This is a genomic window from Parabacteroides sp. (genome assembly GCF_977054455.1).
In genome coordinates this window covers 15,817-37,460 of the sequence record NZ_CDRTCT010000004.1, presented here as the reverse complement: position 1 = coordinate 37,460, position 21,644 = coordinate 15,817, and the positions used below count along the sequence as shown (strand labels likewise).

At 48.0% G+C, this 21,644-nt stretch carries 15 protein-coding genes; 3 read left to right on the top strand and 12 right to left on the bottom strand.

From position 1 onward, the window contains the following. Nucleotides 1-8 precede the first annotated feature (8 nt). The 6 genes from ACW6QF_RS02710 to nrfH form a co-directional block, all read right to left on the bottom strand. Entirely contained in the window at nt 9-674 is a 666-nt protein-coding gene (locus ACW6QF_RS02710; protein ID WP_298551583.1) for a Crp/Fnr family transcriptional regulator, read from the bottom strand. A 68-nt stretch (nt 675-742) separates the two neighbouring features. Next, entirely contained in the window at nt 743-2,053 is a 1,311-nt protein-coding gene (locus ACW6QF_RS02705; protein WP_456086730.1) for an alginate export family protein, read from the bottom strand. Nucleotides 2,054-2,076: 23 nt separating this feature from the next. Continuing rightward, nucleotides 2,077-2,871 (bottom strand): cytochrome c biogenesis protein CcsA, encoded by a 795-nt coding sequence (ccsA, locus tag ACW6QF_RS02700; protein ID WP_298551587.1) that lies wholly within the window; start codon nt 2,869-2,871, stop codon nt 2,077-2,079. A 1-nt stretch (nt 2,872) separates the two neighbouring features. Then, nucleotides 2,873-4,111 carry a cytochrome c biogenesis protein ResB gene (locus tag ACW6QF_RS02695; protein ID WP_456086729.1) on the bottom strand — a complete coding sequence of 413 codons (1,239 nt, stop codon included), beginning with the start codon at nt 4,109-4,111 and terminating at the stop codon, nt 2,873-2,875. Nucleotide 4,112: 1 nt separating this feature from the next. Continuing rightward, nucleotides 4,113-5,600 carry an ammonia-forming cytochrome c nitrite reductase gene (nrfA, locus tag ACW6QF_RS02690; protein WP_456086728.1) on the bottom strand — a complete coding sequence of 496 codons (1,488 nt, stop codon included), beginning with the start codon at nt 5,598-5,600 and terminating at the stop codon, nt 4,113-4,115. A gap of 24 nt (nt 5,601-5,624) precedes the next feature. Then, nucleotides 5,625-6,215 (bottom strand): cytochrome c nitrite reductase small subunit, encoded by a 591-nt coding sequence (nrfH, locus tag ACW6QF_RS02685; RefSeq protein WP_456086727.1) that lies wholly within the window; start codon nt 6,213-6,215, stop codon nt 5,625-5,627. Nucleotides 6,216-6,309: 94 nt separating this feature from the next. On the opposite strand from nrfH, the gene ACW6QF_RS02680 reads away from it, so the two are divergent. After that, the gene (locus ACW6QF_RS02680; protein ID WP_456086726.1) at nt 6,310-7,146 is read left to right on the top strand and encodes an OmpA/MotB family protein; all 837 of its coding nucleotides are present in this window, start codon (nt 6,310-6,312) and stop codon (nt 7,144-7,146) included. 62 nt (nt 7,147-7,208) lie between these two features. Here the strand turns inward: ACW6QF_RS02680 and ACW6QF_RS02675 are convergent, their stop codons facing one another. From ACW6QF_RS02675 to ACW6QF_RS02650, 6 genes are all read right to left on the bottom strand, one after another. Further along, nucleotides 7,209-10,640, bottom strand: a complete 3,432-nt coding sequence (locus tag ACW6QF_RS02675) for an InlB B-repeat-containing protein (protein WP_456086725.1) — start codon at nt 10,638-10,640, stop codon at nt 7,209-7,211. Between the two features lie 30 nt (nt 10,641-10,670). Next, the gene (locus ACW6QF_RS02670; protein ID WP_456086724.1) at nt 10,671-14,825 is read right to left on the bottom strand and encodes a T9SS type A sorting domain-containing protein; all 4,155 of its coding nucleotides are present in this window, start codon (nt 14,823-14,825) and stop codon (nt 10,671-10,673) included. A gap of 525 nt (nt 14,826-15,350) precedes the next feature. Further along, a complete protein-coding gene (locus tag ACW6QF_RS02665; protein ID WP_456086723.1) occupies nt 15,351-16,109 on the bottom strand; it encodes a DUF4469 domain-containing protein in 759 nt (252 codons plus the stop codon). A 384-nt stretch (nt 16,110-16,493) separates the two neighbouring features. Beyond that, nucleotides 16,494-17,444 (bottom strand): site-specific integrase, encoded by a 951-nt coding sequence (locus tag ACW6QF_RS02660; protein WP_456086722.1) that lies wholly within the window; start codon nt 17,442-17,444, stop codon nt 16,494-16,496. A gap of 60 nt (nt 17,445-17,504) precedes the next feature. Next, entirely contained in the window at nt 17,505-18,740 is a 1,236-nt protein-coding gene (locus ACW6QF_RS02655; protein WP_456086721.1) for a sugar MFS transporter, read from the bottom strand. 5 nt (nt 18,741-18,745) lie between these two features. Further along, entirely contained in the window at nt 18,746-20,233 is a 1,488-nt protein-coding gene (locus ACW6QF_RS02650; protein WP_456086720.1) for a DUF4153 domain-containing protein, read from the bottom strand. A gap of 336 nt (nt 20,234-20,569) precedes the next feature. On the opposite strand from ACW6QF_RS02650, the gene ACW6QF_RS02645 reads away from it, so the two are divergent. Both ACW6QF_RS02645 and ACW6QF_RS02640 read left to right on the top strand, forming a co-directional pair. Beyond that, nucleotides 20,570-20,998, top strand: a complete 429-nt coding sequence (locus tag ACW6QF_RS02645) for an Hsp20/alpha crystallin family protein (RefSeq protein ID WP_298551599.1) — start codon at nt 20,570-20,572, stop codon at nt 20,996-20,998. Between the two features lie 160 nt (nt 20,999-21,158). Beyond that, entirely contained in the window at nt 21,159-21,641 is a 483-nt protein-coding gene (locus tag ACW6QF_RS02640) for a ferritin (protein WP_298551600.1), read from the top strand. Nucleotides 21,642-21,644 lie beyond the last annotated feature (3 nt).

Sequence of the window (21,644 nt, the reverse complement as noted above, 5' to 3'; positions counted from 1 at the left end):
TGAAAGAGTCACAACATGCAGGTCAATGCCTGTTTGTTCAGGATGTGGACTTTGTTGCGGGAAATCTTGATAAAGCCGCTGTCGACAAGTTTGTTGATCTCTTTGGACAGCGCAGGGCGCGTCACGCCGAAGTATTCGGCAAGCTGTACCTGGTTATGCTCCATTTCGACAACGTCCGAACCGTCTTTCAGGTGGTCGAGCAGATAATAAATGTAACGGCTGCGGATGCCCCGGAACGAAAGGACGCGAAGGCGCGTCATCGTGCAACGGTTACAGCTGGTGCTGACGCAAAGGAAATTGTGCAGGAGTTGCGGCATGCTGTGCATCAATGTAAAAAAATCGGCTTTAGCCACACGTACGAGGGTGACTTCTTCTTCGACGATAAAGGTAGCGGGAAACTGGTTCTTCTCGGCGAAGATATGCGGAGTGGCAAAGGTGCGGGGTGCCTGGATGACTTCGACACGGACAATATTGCCCGACACGTCCGTTACGTCCACATTGAGCTTTCCTTCCAACAGGATGTGCAAGGCGTTGCAGGCAGTTCCCTGCCGTATGATCGTCATCCCCTTCGGGTAATGGTCGATCGTGTATTCGAGCTTGTCGAGCAGTTCTTCCTGCATCTTCAGGGTAAAACCCCTGAAGAGCGGAATTTTAAATATATCGTGAATGTCCATATCTTTTGTGTTTAGTACCAGATCCGTTCCTGTCCGGCAAAGATAGGACATTTCCCGAACTAAACGGCTCACCACTTCGTCATAAATACGCGCGGATTGACATTTAACGACAGCCATCCCCAATCTTGCCAACTCGACTTGCTGCCGCCTTTCACGACTTCCATCGTTTCCCCGGCAAGCATCGTCGAGTAGCCGGCGGAGAGTTTCACATCTTTCATGATCTGCCAGTCCACCTGCAAATCGAGTTCCGATCCCAAGCCGCGGCCGGCATCTTCGCCGGGTCGAAGTTCGACATCGCTCGTGATCGAGAAGTAGTGGTAGGCCAGCGAGAGGTTTACTTTCTTCGACGGTTTGTAGGCGACGGACAGTTGGTTGTCCCACAAGCCGGGGTTCATGTTGCTGTCGATAAATTTGGAGGCGTAGAAATAGTCCATCGCTCCGTAGAACTTATGATGAGTTCCGTACAAAGGGTCGAAAGCCTTGTATTTCCCGTCCGGGTCGTTGCCGTTGCCGCTCAGGTAATCGCTGCCGATGCCGATCTTCCAGTGCGGATCGATCTGGCAGGCGGCATTGACGGCCCACATGAAGGCGGAAATGTCGCGGTTTGTGACGGTCTTGCCGAACTGGTAGTAGAAGGTTCCGCCGAAGGTCCAGTTGCCCGGCAGGTAATAGAGGTTCGTTCCGAGGGTCTGCATGTACTTCGTGTCGGCCTTTTTCTCTTCGGGACTTACCGGCTCGATACCTAAGTTCATAAAGAGGAAAGAGGCGCGGAAGTCCCGGGTGAACTTATGTTGGTACCAAAGTGTCTGCATCGTCTTATAGGGCTGTCCGCCGGGCGCGTAGTAGGTCCCGCCTATCGTTTTCTCGTCGTTCTGGTTGAAAGAGAGGATGAGGTGAAGCTGGTTATCGGCATTCTGATACCCCAACTTGAGAGCGTCGTGGTAGCGTCCGGCCACGTTCCAGTCCAGTGCGCCGAGGATGCGTTCGTCATCGTAGACCAAAGACTGGCGGCCGAGCTTGGCGAACAGGCCGTGCCCGAAGTCGAGCTGCGCCCAGGCTTCGTTGAGGATGAAGCGGCCGTTCTTGTCGATCTGCGGGTCTTGCCCCCATACGCCGACGTGCTGGGCGGAGAGTCCGATCGAGAGGTTGTCGCGCTCGTAGTTCATCGTGAGGCGTGCGCGGTTGTTGATGAAGCCCGTCGCCTCGTCACCCTTATGACGGGGGAAGAGAACGCCGTTGCGATATTCCGCCCGCGGACGTATCTGGATATTCATGGAGAAGGTGTTCTCCTTCGCATCGCTTTTTTCTGTTTCTTCGGCACGGAGTTGGCCGGAACTCCAAAGGACAAGCCCGGAGAGTATGCACATAAGTTTCTTCATACAATTTATTTTTAAGTTAATGACTATTCTATATTATAGGTATGTACGCTTTTGCCTTGCGCGGACGGCAGGTAGTTCACCCCGAACCAGCAGACCTGAAGGAGGACGAACGAGAGAAGCAGCAATCCGAGCGCAGTCCGGTGGCATGCCTGCCGATGGAGCCGGAAGTGGATATACAGAAGGTTGCCCAGCCAGGTCGCGGCGGCCCAAGTCTCTTTCGGGTCCCAACTCCAGTAGTGCCCCCAGGCTTCCTTCGCCCAGAGAGCACCGAACAGCATCCCGATAGTCAGGAAAGCGGTTCCCACATAGACGAGGTTGTCGCAGAGGTCCATCCGGTCGCAGCCGATCCCGGCTCCTTTCCGCAGGAAAAGCAGGTAGAGGGCGAAGATGGCGGCGGCACCCAGCACAGCGTAGGCGAACATATAGACGATGACGTGCGGGGCGAACCAGGCGCTTTGCAGAGCAGGCATCAGCGTCTTGTTGTGTATTTCCGGTTTCAGGAGGTTGATGCAGATGAACACACCGGCAAGCAGGGTACTGAACGAGAGGATCCATTTATACCGCCAGCGGACATAGGTGATCAATCCGGCTACCGGAAGAAAAAAAGAGTACCAGAGGCGCGTCTCGCCCATCGTGCGCAGGGGCGGACGTTCCAACGAGACCCACATGCCGACGATAAAGGCGAAAAAGACGGCCAACCCTAACAGGTTGAAAGCAACGGCACGCCCGAAACGTTCGGGACGGTAGGCCATCCAAGCGCCTGCTCCCCAACAGAGCAGGGCGGGGAATGCAAAATAGATAAAATGACTCCAATCCATATCAATTCTCCTTTCTCTTCGGTGCATAGATGAACAGGCAGACAGCCCCCGCCAGCATCAGGATGATTCCGGTATAAACTACCGGTAGCCAGGGGTCGCGCACCAGTTCGAAGATGCTCGTTTCGCTCCATTTCCCCATCGTCTCGTCGTAACTGAGCTGATAGATTTTCCAGCCGGCGACGGAGAAGGGTTTGTTGACTTCGATCAGGGCGTCTTTCTTTTGTTTGTCTTGTGTGTAGACGGTCACCTCCGAAGCGAAGCGTTTCGGCTCGCGTTCGGGCATGACGAGTACGGCTGCGTCGTCAAGGGGCAGGGTGACGTAAGGGAACATGTAATTCCCGCAGCTAACCCAACCTTCGCGGCGGCTTCCGTCTTTACGGTTCAGCGCTTTCACATAGAGGGCCGAGGTCGCTCCTTCGGTCTGGAAGCCGACGAAATTCACCGTGTCCTTGTCTGCTATGCAAGCAGCCATCGGGATGAAATCGGTCACCTCCAGCGTCCAGTCCAACAGATGGCCTGAAAGGGGGACTTCCTCCACCAAAAGGTTGGCGGGCTGTCCTTCGGGCAGCGCCTTGCCCGTCGTGTTATCGATCACCATGAGTTTAGGCGGATATTCGTCGATCGTGAATGATTTCAGTTCGATGGCAAGCGGGAGCTCGACCAGTGCGCCGGTATCGTCCGTCGCACGCCATTCGGCGGCTCCTTCGGTCACGGGCATGCGCAGGCGTCTCAGGTCGCCGTTTCCCAAGATCGCCGCCCAAAGCGTGATGAACAGGCCGGCGTGGTTCAGGGCGAAAGGGAGGTCTTTCAGCCGGAAGCGGGACAACCGGCGCAAGGTCACCAGTCCTAAGATCGTCAGCATGTAAAGGAACAGAAGCATGAACGGCCAGGAGGTGGTCATCCGGTTGAACCCCAGGCGGTCGATCAATCCTCCGGAAGGGAGTTCCGTAGGGGCTACTTGCGGAGTAAGCCCCATCAGAACGACTAATACCAACCAAAAACACAATGATGTTATACTCGCTTCCAAACCGGAGAACCAACGCAGGACGGCGCTTTTCCGGCTCAGAAGATGCAGGACGAGGATCAGGACGAGATATGCACCGCCTGCCAACAGGTTGACGGGATACCGGAACAAGGCGGTGTCCACCTTGCCGGTCGTGAGTTGCAGGACGAAGCCGGTGATCAACAAACCGGCGCCTATCGTGCAACCTTCCGCATATCTCCAGGGTCTATTCCACATATCAGCTGTTTTTTACCAAACGGTTGTTTGCTTTGGCTTCTTCAAGCCATTTCGGAACGACTGTATTCAGGAATTTTTCTTTCTGTGCACGCTCGGCAGGTATATCCAGGCCGATGTATTGCTGGGCTTTCTCTTTGGTCGACAGGTCGGGCATTGGGACGTCGTCCGTATAGCCTAATTTCGCCAACACCTTCGAGACCGCCAAGCGGGCTTGCAGGGCTTTGTCTGTCCCGTTGCCTAAGATACGTTGGATTTCCTGAGGGGCGTGGAAAGCGGCTCCATGCGAAGCGACTCCGAAGTCCCAACGCCACTGTGCCTGGCGGATCAGCTGCAGGACAGGGGCCATCTGTTCTTCGGTCGCCCCCTTGTCCCATGCAAACTTGGCTTCGATATGGGCCTTTGCCAATTCGGTTTCCAAGCGGTCGCGCATCTCACGGGCCTTGTTCTGGCGTTCGTAGACGTTGTTACGCAGGGTTTCTTCGCTTTCGCGATGGCATACCTGGCAGGTGCGGTCGATCATGGCGAGCGGGCTCATGATGTGGTGGTCGCTATACTTCACCCCGCCCTCACTCTTGTAAGGCATGTGGCAGTCGGCACAGGAGACACCACGCTGTCCGTGGATACCCATCATCGAAAGTTCGTAATCCGGGTGCTGGGCTTTCAGGATCGGGGTACGGCTGAGTTTATGTTTGTAGTCGAAAAAGCCTGCCTCGTCGTAATAGGCTTCCATATCTTCCACCGTGAAACCTTTATCCCAAGGGAAGGTCAGATATTTGCCGTCGCCTTTGAAATAATATTCCACGTGGCATTGTGCACAGACCAGCGAACGCATTTCCTGCTGGGTGGCTTTCGTCACATCCTTTCCCTGCCGCTGGAAAGCTTCGACCAGGGCGGGGCGGCTGATACGGAGGTTCATGTTCTCCGGCTCGTGGCAGTCGGCACAACCGATCGGGTTCACGATTTCCTTTCCCATAGCGGACCATTTGCTTTTATAGAAGTTCTCGGCTCCTATGCTCTGCATCATGCGGGGCACGTCGGGGCTTTTACAGGTCCAACAGGTGGCGGGCTGAGGACCGCCGTCTTCTTCCGTCATGGGAGAACCGACACGAAGGGTGTGACGCATGTCTTCGATCGCGTGCATGTGGCCGCGCGGGGTCGAATAGTCTTTGGAGAACGCGTAACCGGCCCAGAGGACGACCATATTGGGACGCTGTCCGAGGACATCCACAGCCTGGTTGCCGTTGTAGAGGCTTTTGAAACTGGTGTCTGCCGTCTCTGTCCAGGTCTGGTACTCACGCGGATAGTTCGGTTCGAACATCTCGTTTCTTCCTTCAACGTCTTTTATCTCGGTCTTCTTGTTATTGATGACGCTGGCAATCTCCGCCCTTCTCTCCGTGACGGAGGAGGCCAGCATGCCTAAAACAAAAACTACGGCCATTGTCCCGACGAACAATAACCAGCCTTGCCATGATTTTAATCTTTTTTCCATATCTGTTGCATTTTAATTTATCGGTTATTCTGTAAGCATATCTTTCAGCCATTGCGGCGTGTTTGTCTTCGGATAGGGCACGAGGGCGTTCGGGGTGGACGACAGGCTGTTCGTCCCTCCGTGAGGCACGTCCCGGTGACAGTCCCAGCAGGCTTTTCCCTCCCCGGCGAGCGCCATCTCGTGGTCGATACGGCCGGTGCTGACAAATTCGGTGTTCAGTTGCGTATGGCAACGAATGCAGTTGTCCATAATGACCTCGGCGCTACCGTCAAGTGCCTGGATGGCCTGAGGTTCGCCGCGCATGGTGAAAACCGCCGCATGACGCAGGCCGTCCATACCTTTGAAAAGCCATTTCCTGGCGAAGCTCTGGTGGGGTACGTGGCAATCGTTGCAGGTGGCGTTGCGACTATGCGAACTGTGGTTCCAAGTGGCGTAATAAGGAGCCATGATGTGGCAATTCACACAACCTGACGGATCATCCGACAGGTAACTCCAAGCTCTGGAGGCAAAGACGGTATAGGCTCCGAGACCACACACGACTCCCGCTGCTACGACAGCGAACAACCTCGCCCGCCGCGTGGGGAGTACCGTGTCCATTATTTCTCTTATTTTCATACTGCCTTAATTATAGTTTAATTATTTGCAAATATCCTAAACCCGATACAAGTAATGTGTAATAAATATTACATTCGCTAAAATTATCGACAAAATGAAAAAGGTTCTATTAGTAGCAGTCTCCGCACTGCTTGTCTGCACATCTTGTGTAACGAAGAAAAAGTACCTGCTGGCCGAGAACGGACGCCTGGAAGCCATCGCCCGGGGAGACGATCTGCAGAACCAGCTTGTGAACTGCCGCGATGACAACGACGGCCTCATTTCGCGCCTTGCCGCACTTGAACGGGACACGTCCCGCATGGGCAAGAACATCCGCAACTATCAAAGTATGCTCAGCACCAATATGACGGAGCAGGAAAAGCTGAACTCACTCCTGAGCCAGAAGATGAGCGAACTGGATGAACGCGAACGTACGATCAACGAACTGCAGGACATGATCAACGCCCAGACCGAACGGGTACAGAACTTGCTCAACAGCGTGAAGGACGCTCTCTTAGGATTCAGCAGTGACGAGCTGACCGTTCGCGAGAAAGACGGGAAAGTCTACGTTGCCATGTCGGACAAACTTCTTTTCGAATCGGGAAGCGCCCGTGTCGACAAGCGTGGAAAGGAGGCTTTGGCCAAGCTCGCTGAAGTCCTCAACAAGCAATCCGACATCGACGTCTATATCGAAGGGCATACCGACAGCAAGCCGATCAACACCGCCCAGTTCAAAGACAACTGGGATCTCAGTGTCATCCGTGCCACTTCGGTCGTCCGCATCCTGACAAAAGACTACGGTGTCAATCCGTTGCAGATCCAACCGTGCGGCCGTGGCGAATTCATGCCGATTGACGACAATGAGACTGCCGACGGCCGTGCCAAAAACCGCCGTACGGAGATCATCATGGCTCCGAAGTTGGATAAGTTATACCAAATGTTGAACCAGTAAGAAACAATAAAGGTATGCTCCATTGCCGGAACATACCTTTATCATATTATTAAAACTGTTATTTACAAGACGCTCACCTTCCGTGAAGCCCTCTTTCCTTCATCCATAAAGCTAACTACATAAACACCGGATTGTGGAACACGAACGTTTGTTACTTCCTCTATCTTATCCCGGAAAATAATCTTACCATCTATAGAGAAAACTGCGATATCAACCGCTGCATACGGATGGATAACCAAAGAGCCATCACGTACAACAAGCAGTGTTTCGGAAGCAATCTCTTCTATACCGGTTGGGACATCCGGGTCGGAGGGATCAGGATCTGTACCAGGATCTGTACCCGGACCAGGTCCCGGATCGTTAGACTTAGTTGCTGACAATCCAGTAATATCAACCGATACTTCTGTAGAATGAGAATAATTCGGATCTGCGGAAGTAAAGATGGCGGTATATGAATTTGTACCGGATTTAACTACTATCGTCGAATCTTTCCAGCTAAACGTACCTGCCACACTGCCTGCGCTACCTCCCAACATCTGTACCTGTGCCAGTGTTTCACCGGCGGCGATAGCTGTTGTTGTCGGGGCGGCAACTTCAGGGGCAGCGGGATTAATCGTATAAGAGAGAACTTTATTTATCTCATTATCCGTATCTGTTGCAGGGCGATATACACGTACAAAATAATCACCGGCATTCTTTAATTCGGCAGGTTGTGTACATGCTTCGTCTTTAAAGATTGCAATCTGGGCATTTTCAATTGCCGGGGATAATGTAATACCATGCTCCTCACCATACTTCGAATCACTTCGAGACAATGATACATTCACATTGTTCTTCAATTCAAAATGAGGTGTAAAGGTCATATCACTACCAACTGTTATGACAAAAGACGATTGATTCTTTTTATCATCAGAAACACCATCCCAATATACAAATCGGCTGTTTTCATCCGGTACAGCTTCGACTGTGATTTCTATGCCATCTTTTATAGCCGAACTCAATTCATCCGATGTATAAACCTTACCACCATTAGATATCCGGACATAACCTGTGGCCTGTGGTTCCGTACTTGCAGCACGTAATTGTATTGCATCGGAAATCGTTAATGTCCGGGGTGTACCTGTAGACAGGTAATAAGTTGTACCTTCGTAATTATTATCCTTATCACCCTTCGGGGAATACTTAAACTTCCAAACATTTCCATTTTGTTCTACTTTTCGAACCGTATCATTCCCAAGAGTTGTATTTCCATAATTTGTTATACTATTATTATTAACAGTCGGAGCCTCCGTCACAGCGATCTTCGCCTTCTTTATTTCCAATTTTCCTTCAAAATCAGTTGAAGAGTTAGGGGAAACCTCAGAAGAATAGTCTGCATAAATATCATCGGCATTACGAGTGATCGTCATATTGTACGTTCCGGCATCAATAGGAACTCCTGATACAATAGTATTCTCCTTTTTATACACCACATTGAAATCCGTAGCGTGTGTCTGAGTCGTACGGATGATGAAAGCCTTATATTGGCCGTTATATGTATAAGATTGCAGAGTATTAATAATATACTTATTCAAGATAGGTGTCAACTTCTCAAATGTAGCGGTAATACTCAGATTTCCACCGACTGTCAGAGTTGCAGGGAACTGCTCGATCCGCTGGCCGTTTGCTACAAGAGAAAGGAATTTATACCCCGTATTTGCCACCGGCTGACTGATAATAACTGACGAATTGTATGCAATCTTAGCTCTATTACTCAACTCGGTATCATCATCCTTCTTTACAGTTACAGTTCCATTTGTTGCGGTAATGGACAAATCGAACTCTTTCGCCTTAAAAGTTGCCGAAACAGTTGTTTCCTCACCAACCGTACCGGAATAAACATTGTCCTCTCCAGTCACATTCTCTCCATTAATCCAGAGATTGACAAGTTCATAACCGGCATTGGCAAACGGTATCGCTTTGAAGCTTTCGCCATCTTTCAGGGCTGTTCCAGACGGGATTGCAGTGCCATCAGCCTTATACAAGCGGACAATGCCGTTCGTAGCAGTTGCCGTTACCGGATATTCATTCACCAGTTCGGCAAAAGCAGCCCTGAAGGTAACGTCCTCTTTGTCTAACACATATTTGCCGGATGAGAAGGGATCGCCATTCAATGTCAATCCGCTCAAGCTATAACCTTCGTTTGGTGTCGCAACAATATTCAATTCCGTGCCTTGTATCCAAGGACTGCCGGATTTGACAGGCACTCCGCCTGCTGTGATAGAAAGCGATCCGCCTGTACCGGCGTCAATCGTCACCTTCCGGGTTATCGGGGCAAAGACTGCTGAAATCGTTCCGTTTCCGCTTATCTTCCAGGTAGTCGTATCGGTCTCTACACCATTCGACCACTTTACAAACCGATAGTTAGAAGCGGGCACAGCTTTCAGGATCAGTGCCTGCCCTTCCGCATACCGGTTGTCGCCACTCATACCCGTTGCCGAGATAGAGCCATTTTCAGGCTGACTGATAAAGACCTGGTAAACCGGAGTCACGGTCAGTTCGATAACAGTGTCTTTTGTAACGTAGTTGGCGTAATCGTCGGGGGAGAAGGTTATGCTGTATGATCCGGTAGCTGTCGCAGGGGCATTACCGTTTGTCCAGGCAAAGGTTCCGGGTAAAGGAGTCGTTCCTGTACCGGTTGTTACAAAGGCCTTACCACCGGATAAGATGGAAGCAGACAGGGGCTGTCCCTGCAAAACAGTCGAAGCCGTCGGTAGCGTAGTCCCTTCGGTTTTGAAATCAATATTTTGCTTGTTGCTGACGATCATTGTCAAAGTATCGTTTAATGCTTCGAGCGTATCGTCTCCGGCATAAGCGAATGTAACATAATAAGTACCTGCTGCTTTCCTATTAGTAGCTTCTGTGGAACACGCCGCATTTGAATAATATTTAACATCCAATCTCAAATCTTTCGGAACCGTTGTATATATAACGGCCGCATCCTTTTCCGTATTCACGATTTGTTCCAAACCGGAAACAGACAAGACAACCTTTTGCTTGGCAAGTAACGAGATCAGTCCGAACTGTGTCGAATAGGACAGACTTTCCGCTTTCTTATTCGTCATAACGACATTAGACATGGCGAAGGTTCCGTTTTTGAACCCTTCTCCGATAGTGACAGGGAGGGATATCAGCGTTCCGCGATTTCCTTTCAATGCTTTATTACCCGTATCATGCAACAGGAACCGATAGACATTAGCTGTATCCTGTTTCTCAACAGTCAATGTATGCCCATCTTTACGAGTGTCACTCAAACTGACAGAATTTGCATTCAACGTCAGGCCTTGCGGGACAGCCAAGTCAAACTGCAACGCCGTTACCTCATCCGTATTTTCTAAAGCCAGCTTGATAGTTGGCGACTGATCGGCAGGTTTCACGCTTACCGCCTCCGTCTTCCAGACATTCTGGCCGGTGGCAGTTACTGCTGCCGATAGCAGCAGTAACCCTATAGTCAAACTTTTCTTTATTTTATGTGTATTCATAACTTACTTAATGATAAATGTGTTAGACTTACTATAGTTGGTGCTAACCCCTTTTCGGGTGACAAGACGGTAAACATAAGTGCCTCCCGTCAGGCGGGTAGAATAGACAAAACGGTTTTCACCGGCTTGCGTACTCAAACCTTCAACGACCTCGACCAATGCACCGTTGAGTGCATATACCTGGATAAAGGCATTGTCTACGTCTTCATCCAAACGGTAAACCAGGGTAGTCGTTCCCCTGAACGGGTTCGGATAGTTACGGATCTCTTTGGAAGAGGCCGTCACGCTGATCGTCGCGTTGGAAGTAGCGATATCGCCCCGCGTCTCCACCTTCAGGCTGCGAGCTTGCGAGTCGGAGAAGGCGGCACCGGCCAGGCGTGCGCCTTCGGGCCATTTCATCAGGACGGTCTTGCCTGCCGGGATTGTTTCACCCTTCAGACTGTAAGCAAGCATACGGAGCGTATCGTCTGCATGGGAGGCCTGTGTAAGTTTGGCTGCCTTGCCCAACAAGGGCTCTGCTTTTGCCATACCGGTCAATGCCAATTGTACACCGGCAACCGGGACATCCGTTTCCATACACAGGAAGCCCTCTTCTGCTGTCAAGTTGACAGTCGGCACGAAGTCGCTGCGCAAGCCGTTGCTCTTCGTCACGGGTTTACCCATGATCAGGTTGGCGATACCGGTGATATCGGCTACGTCTATCTTATCATCGGTGTTTACATCTGCTTCATACCAGCCGAAGTCATAATCAGGAAGGACATTCGCCGTATCGTTTATCACCCAATTGACCGTAGTGGCAATATCACGTACATCGACCTTGTCATCGAGGTTGGCATCACCGTCGCGGGTATAGAACTCGCCCATTACAGACATTTCCCAACCGTTGAAGGCCTCGTTGGTGATAATCGCTTCAAACTTGTCTTTCGCCCGGCCGGAAACGGTAAACTTGCCGTCTGTTCCTGTTACCTGCACCGCCTTTTCTGCAAAGGTTTCACGGTCATAACCGAACCATTTGACTTCCGAAGCCTTGCCGTTTATCTTCATTTCGGAAGAAAGATCAATCAGTTTGCCGGCAGGAACCAGATAATAGATTTTCCCTAAAGCATAAGACCTGAATCCTTCTATCGGCAAACAGTTCCAACTGTAACCACCGAACCAAGGTTGTCCTTCCTTCAACGTGACGGTCGAGAACTTCAGCTTCGAATTAGACGGGTCTAAAATTTGCAATGAATCCAACTTATTCATATCAAATGATTCTACGTTTCTCGGTACGCCATATTCCCTTAATTTCGGATGGTTACTAACATTGACGGTCAGATCCGTGCCATTGCACCAGAGGTATTCCAGATTTGCCAATTGTGATAATTCCAGCGATCGGAATTTGCAGGAACGTACACTCAGGACTATAAGATTTGTATATCCGGCGACATCCAATGTTTCGAGCTTCGTGCAACCGTCACATTGCAAATTCTCCAAGTCCGTTTTATTGGTAGGCAATGTAAGCGTTGCCAACTTCGGGCTATAGCCACAATAAAGGCTTTTTAAGCGGGCGTTACCAGCCACAGACAAAGTTTCCAAACCTGAATTATCACAAGACAGTAAGATCAATTCCTTAAAAGCAGAAACATCCAATGTCGAAAGCGTATCCTGCAAGCTATTAAGTTGCAACTCGAACAAATGATAAGTATTGGTTTCCTCATCCAAGTGCCACCATGCGTTAAAGCGCCAATCCTCCGGATAATATCCGTTTTTCCATGCTTCGCTGTCCCACCAAGCCTTTAACGAAGGACTCGCACAGCCATCCACGATCGCCTCCAAGGCGGCGACTTCGGTTGTATCGTAAGTGGCTTCCGGGAGTTGGAGACACATCCGATAAGTTTCAAGACGCCATCCGCTCCAACTGCTAATAGTCCAACCTTCTCTGACATATTTTTCGTTTGCGATAATACAGAAATAGGACTTTCCGAGCACTCCATTTGCGACAAATACGCCCGGTTTTCCTTCTACCTGACGGAATGCATCGTTCGCCTCGACTCTGCCTTCTGTTTTTACCCAGGTATAAACGGAAGCGACTCCACCTATCATAGCTTCGGAAGAGAGATCGATCGTATCGCCGTTTTGAATCACATATTCATCATATTCATTTTTCACCAAGCCGGGAACCGGATATAGAGTACCACCACCGACATAGATTCCATCCTTTGCTTTAAGGGTGGAATACTTTAAGCCGGAATCATCTACTCCCAAATCACGAATATTCGTATTGGTAATATCCAGTTCCGTCACCTGCCGGGGTACTCCATATCCCACCAAAGAGGAATATTCAGATAAGTCTAACGCCGGATAATCGGTCCCTGCATAATACAAAGACTGGACGGTTGCAGGGTGGTTCTTTACTAAATCCTCCAATCCTGATGTATAATTCATCCTTAAAGTTGTCAGCGGAACCCCGGTCAAGTCAACATCCGACAATCCTGCACACGTACTTATATCCAAATAAGTAAGACTGTTGCATTTCGACAGGTCCAAACGGGAAAGAGTTCTGCAACCCGGAATATCCAGCGTATGCAAATTCGTATTCTTAGACAAATCCAACGTCGGCATATCAATATTATAACCCGCCATCAACGTCTGCAACTTTGTGTTGCCGGACAGGAGAAGTTGCTTTAAGCCTAACTGCTCGCAATCCAGATATTCCAATTCGGTGAACCCGGAAATATCGAACGACTTAACCGTATTCAGATTACGCACACGCAGTTTGGAAATACGTGCCGGCGTCTCATCATTCCAGTCTACCGCCACCTTCCGGTTTTGATCCAGCCAATACTCCGCCCAGGTTTCCGTCCAACCTTCAGCCGTGATAAATTGCTGCAACTCCACACAATCCGGATTGGCAGCAGCAAGCGCTTTCAACAGCTGGATGTCATCTTGGCTGTAATCGATAGCTCCGCGGGTCAGGCGGATCTGCTTGGTTGCATAAATCCAGTCAGGATATTTTGTGGTAGATATTTCACAGGAATAGGTCACATTGTCACCTGTCACTGGCGGCAAAACAAAAACACCTGGAGAAGTTTGTTCCAATGTTATTTCCTGGTGCGTGTACGAATCTTCATACCAGGTAAACTTCGCGCCTTCCAGTGCCGTATATTCCGACAGGTCAACCGTATCGCCTGCCACTATCTCACACAGATAATCCTCCTGCCCCACTACAGGCGTACCGATCTCTTTGGTATTCATTCTGCCCCAAATTGACAAATCCGGATTCTCCGGCAGCTTCACATCGGAATAGGAACCGATCTTGGTATTATAAATAGACAATGAATTCAACTTGCCAAGTGATGTCAAATCCAAAGAAGCGACATCGCAATCCTGTATTCCCAACGACTGCAAAGCGCCAAAAGAAGAAACATCCAACGTAGTCAGCCCTTCTTTCAGGTTATTCAATGACAGACCAATCAACCGGGCAGGCACTTCATTTTCATCCCATCTGGTATAGATCGTATCGTTATAGCTTTCATCGCCTTGAGACAACCAGCCTTTATTTGCAACATAATCTTTCAATGCCTGGCTGCTGTTGGCATCGGCTATTGCCTGCAAGCCTTTAACATCCTCTTCAGCCACCAAGTATGGGATCTGAACCGGTATGCGCAAACCGTTCGGTAGTTCTATATCCTCATCTATTCCTTCTATATTTTCCCGCAAACTGACATAAAAATTATCATTAACCTCCTGATTCACCCTCAATTCAAAAGAATAGACAGCCTCATCCGCAAGCTCATCAAGCTGAATCCGCCATCCATTATATTCCGACTGCAGTCTCCCATCTGTTGACGTAATTTCGTACTTACTGCTGTTATTATTCGAGATCCTCAACGTTATATTGGGACGGCCGGTAAAGCTCCCTCCCTTCACTCTTACGTCAAACGGAATCGTTTCACCTGCATTGCCTCTTATTTTCTTTACCGAAGAAGTTATTTCAGCAGGATCGACCACTCCCACATTGCCGGTAAATGTGGCTAACGGGTTGCTTTCTTCCATCGTACTGTAAAGGGAGATTGTATATTCGATAACATCCCCTACCGATGCTCCTGCCACACTGCGAAATACATTGTTGAAATAACGTTCATTTCCGTCAACTTGGGCTTGTGACAACGGCATCCATAGTTTTCCTTCAGAATCAAGGGTTTTATTAAGATCCCTAACTTCAAGCCGATATTTACTTGCCTGTCCTGGATCTGTCAACTTAAACAAAAGATAGGCTTCTCCGAGATCCTCATTTTCTGGACTTACAAGATGCAAACCATTCCCAGATCCAGAGTTTGGATTCGTAGTAAATTCCATATAATTTATCCCGACAATACCACCACTCAAAGTATAGTTTCCCTGCGTCTGAGACCCTTGCCCCTTCACCGGCAGACACCACGCCGTGATAAACATAAGCATGAGAAGGGCTGTTCGTTTAAAAGTAACATATTCATTCATAAGCATTAAGTATTGAAATATGATTAGTAATAAGTAATTAATTCGTTAACATTTATTAGTAAGGGGTATGGGGACACCGTTGTTCCCATACATATCAACACCACTGTTCCCATATACCTCAACACCTCTGTCCCTATACCACTCAACACCAGTGTTCCCATCTATAGGGACACCGGCATCCCCTATATGCCAGGGGTAGGCTTACAGTTCTCCCGGACGTTCTTCTTCGCCACCGGTATTTCCAACCGTCAACAAGATGGGGAGGCGATACGTGCGAGGTTCCTTCACGATCGAATATCCGGCACCGGCCTGTGTCGTTACACTCAGATAATAATTTCCATCGGCCAATGCCGGGATGGAGACGATAATCTGGGAGGTCGTGTTCGTCACTACCAAGGGAACTTTAATCGGATCACTTCCGCTTTCGGGAGTAAAGTAAACGCCGACAGAAGGGTCATTGCCTTTCAGCAACAACGTGCGGCCACTGATAACAGCGGGGGCGGAAGGAGTTAAGATACTGTCCACTGCACCAGTTGTCGAATCGGTGATGTGTTCAATCATCGGCCCTACCGATGCAATATCCGCATTCACATAAATGTTCTCCAATAGTTTCAACAAAGCGGCACTGGGGATGAACGTGACACCGATTTTGTTATCGGGAGATTTATAATCGGATTTCTTACCAGAAAAGGAGCCGCCGACATTTAGGAAAAAATGGCCTAAACCGTCTGAGACGCATTTGCCTGCTGCAAGAGCTTGCAATTTCTTATCATCGGACATTCCCAAGATGTTTTCGATGGTTTCAGGACGATACTCGGTACGTTCTTCGACGATCCCGGCTGAGACTTCTTTGTTACGAAACGTGCCGGTGATACGAATTTTTCCCGAATAGTCCCCAAGTTTCTCTGTTAACACATTGTCGTACAAGTCGACTGTCAAAATGGTCTTTCCTATTGCCATAATTTTATAAATTTAAGTTGTCCGTTGGTAAAGCGGCGACTACCAATACAATCATCTATTACCCTTAATTCTGATATAAGGGCAACAACCACATAGCCGAAAATCTTACCATAAAAAGACTAAAGAAAACAACCGGATAGGGCTGTTTTTTGACCGGATAGGACCACAATTTAACAAATTGGACACAGGTAAATCCAGTGTCTCAGACTCCTATTGACCTTTATACACAGTTATTTCTGCCCGTTTAAATCAAACAGGTAAAATTGTTACTTTAAACTTTGTTTTTTATAAATATTCTTTACCTTTGCAAGCAAATCATTCCAATATCCGATATAAAACAAGGTTTTTCTAACATGAGCACCCTACCTTATATCAGAATTAAGGTTAAGCCCTCCTTTTTACAATATTATCCACAGTACCCGTAATCAGTATATTTGCCTTGCTTAGCTCCGACTGATCTAATTGTGCCAGATAATGCCGTGTCGTCTTTTCAGAGGTGTGTCCTAAAGCTTGGCTAATGATAGCGACCGGAGTATATTTTCGGTAAGCGATTGTTGCCCATGAATGCCGGATGACATACGAAGTCAAAGAAGCCGGCAAATTCAACCGTTTACCGATCTCTTTCAAACAAAAATTATAGTTGCGTAAAAGAGACTTATAGTGTTCGTGTGAAATAAGCCCATCAGGCGGAAGGAGTGAAAACAAATACGGATTGTCTGCCGATCGATATTTGTCCAGCAAATAATTCATTCCCGGAGTAAGATCAATCCGTATGGGCGCTCCGGTCTTCGCCCGATGATAAATAAGTGTGTCACCGTTGATATTTTCACGTGTAAGATGTGCCAGATCGACAAATGGCATACCGCATGCGATAAATGAAAAGACACAAAGATCGGCAGCCTTTTGCATTTCAGGTTCATCACTCAAATCCAAAGCAGAAATCCTCTCAAAGACCTCTATCCCAACTGCACGTTTCGTTGTTTTCTCAGGATGGATAACGACATGTGCAAACGGATACCGATAAGGGATATAGCCCTGTTCACGAACTATCATATTATACATTGCCCGAAACGCGCACACATAACTGTTGACCGAATTCACCTTCAGACTGTCGAGAGACTGGAGGTAAACGATAAACTCATCGACAAGGGCCGGAGTGATTTCCGATAGACAGAGATTCCGGTTATTTACGAATTTCCTTAGCCAATTGCTGGATGCCCGATATAAATCGGCTGTCGAATCTTTGCCAATGCTACGCTTACGCAAGATTAAGATATTCATATAGTTAAACAAATCAATCTTGGAAGCCCGTTTTTTTGTTTTGCTTGTTGCCATACTCTAACTATTTATTAATAAAACGAATATACAACAAACAGAAAAAGAGAAGTGTTTTTCCTATCCTCTTTTGCACCTCAACGCAAAGTACAGGATGTACAGGAAAGCCAGCAGCGGAATCACAAAACCTATCGCCATGTTATCGGCGCCGATGTAGCCCATCAGCATCGGGGCGAAAGCACCGCCGGCTACTCCCATGACGATATAGGAAGAGGCTTTTTTGGTATGGACGCCCATGTCTTCCAGCCCCAGTGCGAAGATTGTCGGGAACATGATGGACATAAAAAAGAATGAGAGATAAAGCGCATACAAAGAAATCGTGCCGATAGAAACCACAACCAACGCCATGCAGACAGCATCAGCCAAGGCAAACCACATCAGGAGACGGGCGGGAGACATCCATTTCATCGTAAAGCTGCCGGACAAACGGCCGATCATAAACAAAGCCATTCCACCGAAAGCCAGGATACGCGAAGCCTCGATATTCGTCATTGAAACATCGGCCTCCGTCACATAATTAATGAAGAAACTGAAAATCCCCGTCTGTGCAGCGCAATAGCAAAACTGGGCTATAATGGCCCGGACGAACTGCGGATGCCTCCACATGGAAACCACACCCATCCCGGCTCCGACCTCCGTCTCATCCGGATGGGTATCCTCTTCCTCCACCTGCACTTCCGGCAGTCTGGTGAAGAAGAAAAGCAGAGCTACGAGCAAGACGATCGATCCGACCAATATATAAGGTTTCGTCAAGGTGAACGGATCATCTTCCGCCCCGCCGAAAATCAGCATTCCCCCTACCAGCGGGCCCAATATCCAGCCCAACCCGTTAAACGATTGGGAAAGATTCAGACGTTGCGCCCCCGACTCCTTCGGTCCCAAAATCGTAGAATAAGGATTGGCTGCCGTCTCCAAGATACACAACCCACAAGCAATCACGAACAATGCCACCAAAAACGGCGAAGCCGAATGCAAGTAAGCTGCCGGAATAAAAGCAAACGCCCCAGCGGCAAATAAAGATAAGCCCAATATGATCCCTTTCTTATATCCGAACCGCTTCATAAACATACCGGCAGGAAGTGCCATCAGAAAGTAAGCGATATAAGTGGAGAACTGCACAAGGCCGCTCTCCGCCTTCGTCATCGTAAAGACACCCTGGAAATGCTTATTCAATACATCCAGCAACCCATGGGCAAATCCCCACAATAAGAACAGGCTGGTGATCAATATAAACGGGACAAGATAAGATTTCCCGTCAGGAGCGGAAAACAAAGTTTTCTGATTCTTCTTTTTCATACTTGCTATTTGTTATGAGTCGGCAAAGATACTCTTTTTTTCAGATAATAGCCTCCTCCCATATAAGAGACCGTATAGGCCGAATCCGGAGAACTGCGGTAGACGGAAATCTCGCCGAGCACATACAAGGCCGAATCCAGATCCAGCCGGAGGATTGCAGGATATAAATCTTCCGGTATCGAATCGGCAGGAGCCAGCCCTGCTTTTTCCATCTGACGGAAAAGCAAAGAATCTCTCTCCGCTTCAAAAAGGATCTGTTGTTTTTTATCGCACAGATAGAAAGTATCCATCTGAATCATGCTGTTTACCGCGCCTTCGTCATAACGTCCGACGGTCTGAAGCGTTTCATATCCCGTAACATCCAAAGGTGAATAATCGGTAATAGTCACATATTCATAATAATTATTCGGACTTTTCGGAATCGGATAATTGTCACGCTTTTCCTGCGAGGCCCGTTCTATATCCCCCGCCGTTATGCCCGGTATATACGTGACTAAGGACAACAAAACGGCAGCAAGCACAGCCGCATACAAATAATGCGCAGTACGCCGGAAAAAAAACAGCAGGACAGTCCCCGTCAGGATAGCGCCTACCACCACCAGATATACCCTCTCTTCCGTATATCCATACTGGTTAATCCGGTAGAAAGCCCCCACCCAATACATGACCAGCGCCGGAAGTACAGCCCAACCGGAATGGCGGTAAAACCAATCGTAATATCTTCTCTCCAAAAACGACTGGCAACTTTTCAGAATGAAGGTAGCCGAAACAAAACTGACGACAATATAAGCAACCGCTCCTTTGGGCAAGGACCACAACAGGATCACCTTGATAAAATAGAGATACAAGATAACCGCATATATCAGCAAGGCCGGCGAAAGCACGTAATTGAGCAAGACTTCAAACAGTTTGTTCACACTCTCCTCCTTCTCCCGGTTAAACAGGAGAAACAACAACGGCAATATTCCTATAAATGCAATGCTGGACGAATAGGCCATGAACCGCCGTTCGCCATATTGCCATATCTCAAAAATATACTGGATCGAATAATAGATGGAAATGGAAAGCAGCCAGGCAATCCCAGCCAGCAATCCGGCAGAAAGTACCGCCCGAAGGTAACAAAGTCCTTTCCTGACAAACCAGTCATTATCCCGTCTCCAGTCACACACCAGATACAGCAGTTGCACCACGACAAGCGTCACCCAATAGAAAATTGACCCGAAATCATTCTCCTCCCAGAAAAACGGGATAAAGAACAGCACAGACAGATAATAGGCAAACCGCCAGCTTGATCCTACCGTCATCGAATTCAAGGTACAAGTAACCAAGAACAAGACCGGGAAATAATGAACGACAACCGCCAGGCTTGTACAGGAAGTCTCGTACAACGCACAACCGAAACAACAAAACAATACGGACAGAACCACCTCCGCCGGATTGTGCCGCACCGCTACTTGCAAACGTTTGAGAAGAGCCTCTATTTTCTTTTTCATATCTTCGAAAATTATGATTAGGCCATAAAGATAAGCGTTATTGCTTTTCTGTCACTATTTACATGCCAAAATGGTTCGCTTTCTGCCATATTTTCCTATAAACATCTCCCCTTAACAATCCTATTTTCAAACACATATATAAACCGGTACAAGTTTGTTCGCCTAAAATCATTGCCTCCGGAAAAGGTTTTCAGCTTCGTTTATCATCCTTTATCCATATTAACGTCCACCGGATCGCCCTGGCATGTCTTTTGAAGCAAGTATAGTGCTTTCGGGTTAGAAAAGACGAAAGCAAAAGTACATAAATGTTTAACTAAATAATTGGAGGACTGTATTATGACACCGATGAGAAGAAGTCAAAATTGGCTACCGTATGTATTCAATGATTTATTTGACAACGACTGGATGATTAAAGCAAACTCTACAGCTCCGGCCATCAATGTGATCGAATCGGAGAAGGACTATCGGGTAGAAGTTGCTGCTCCGGGCATGACAAAAGACGATTTCAACATCCGTATCGATGAGAACGACAACTTGGTCGTATCGATGGAAAAGAAAGAAGAAAAGAACGAGGAAAAGAAAGACGGACGCTATCTGAGACGCGAATTCTCTTATAGTAAATTCCAGCAGACAATGGTTCTTCCCGAAAATGCCGAGAAAGAAAAGATCGAAGCAAAAGTCGAGAACGGCGTGCTGAACATCATCATCCCGAAAATGAGCGAGGAAGCAGCCAAGAAAGCAGAAAAGATTATTGAAATAAAATAATCCGTACGTCCTTTATAAACTAAAGGTTATGATGGTTTGTTTTATCGGAAAAATAATATCCGAATAAAGCAAACCATTATTTTTTTATCTATATCTTTGCCTTTGCAAAATTGTATTGTATCGTATTATAAATCTAATAGAAAGAAAGGAAAACAGAATTATGATTTTAAGCAAGAAATTATCGGAAGCTTTTAACGCGCAGATTAATGCGGAAATGTGGTCTTCAAACTTGTATTTGTCCATGTCCGTGCATTTCCAGAAATTGGGATTAAACGGTTTCGCCCACTGGATGAAAAAACAGGCTGAAGAAGAAATGGAACATGCCCACAAAATGATCGACTTCGCTATCGACCGCGGCGGTGACATCACAATCGGCCAGATCAATGTCGTTCCTACTGCATGGGGTAACGTCATAGAATTATTCGAACACGTTTACAAACACGAATGCTACGTTTCCGAACTGATCGACAAAATGGTCGATATCGCAGAAGAAGAAAAAGACCATGCTTCAAGAGACTTCCTCTTCTGGTTCGTCCGCGAACAGGTGGAAGAAGAATCTACAGCCAAAGAAATCGTCGAACAGTTGAAGAACTACGGCGAATGTCACGTCGGTATCCTGGACCACAGATTGGGCAAAAGATAAAAA

Excerpts from the sequence above, each read along its gene's own strand:
- ACW6QF_RS02710 (WP_298551583.1), bottom strand. The coding sequence starts at position 674 with ATGGACATTCACGATATATTTAAAATTCCGCTCTTCAGGGGTTTTACC.
- ACW6QF_RS02705 (WP_456086730.1), bottom strand. The coding sequence starts at position 2,053 with ATGAAGAAACTTATGTGCATACTCTCCGGGCTTGTCCTTTGGAGTTCC.
- ccsA (WP_298551587.1), bottom strand. The coding sequence starts at position 2,871 with ATGGATTGGAGTCATTTTATCTATTTTGCATTCCCCGCCCTGCTCTGT.
- ACW6QF_RS02695 (WP_456086729.1), bottom strand. The coding sequence starts at position 4,111 with ATGTGGAATAGACCCTGGAGATATGCGGAAGGTTGCACGATAGGCGCC.
- nrfA (WP_456086728.1), bottom strand. The coding sequence starts at position 5,600 with ATGGAAAAAAGATTAAAATCATGGCAAGGCTGGTTATTGTTCGTCGGG.
- nrfH (WP_456086727.1), bottom strand. The coding sequence starts at position 6,215 with ATGAAAATAAGAGAAATAATGGACACGGTACTCCCCACGCGGCGGGCG.
- ACW6QF_RS02680 (WP_456086726.1), top strand. The coding sequence starts at position 6,310 with ATGAAAAAGGTTCTATTAGTAGCAGTCTCCGCACTGCTTGTCTGCACA.
- ACW6QF_RS02670 (WP_456086724.1), bottom strand. The coding sequence starts at position 14,825 with ATGCCGTTGTCACAAGCCCAAGTTGACGGAAATGAACGTTATTTCAAC.
- ACW6QF_RS02665 (WP_456086723.1), bottom strand. The coding sequence starts at position 16,109 with ATGGCAATAGGAAAGACCATTTTGACAGTCGACTTGTACGACAATGTG.
- ACW6QF_RS02660 (WP_456086722.1), bottom strand. The coding sequence starts at position 17,444 with ATGGCAACAAGCAAAACAAAAAAACGGGCTTCCAAGATTGATTTGTTT.
- ACW6QF_RS02655 (WP_456086721.1), bottom strand. The coding sequence starts at position 18,740 with ATGAAAAAGAAGAATCAGAAAACTTTGTTTTCCGCTCCTGACGGGAAA.
- ACW6QF_RS02650 (WP_456086720.1), bottom strand. The coding sequence starts at position 20,233 with ATGAAAAAGAAAATAGAGGCTCTTCTCAAACGTTTGCAAGTAGCGGTG.
- ACW6QF_RS02645 (WP_298551599.1), top strand. The coding sequence starts at position 20,570 with ATGACACCGATGAGAAGAAGTCAAAATTGGCTACCGTATGTATTCAAT.
- ACW6QF_RS02640 (WP_298551600.1), top strand. The coding sequence starts at position 21,159 with ATGATTTTAAGCAAGAAATTATCGGAAGCTTTTAACGCGCAGATTAAT.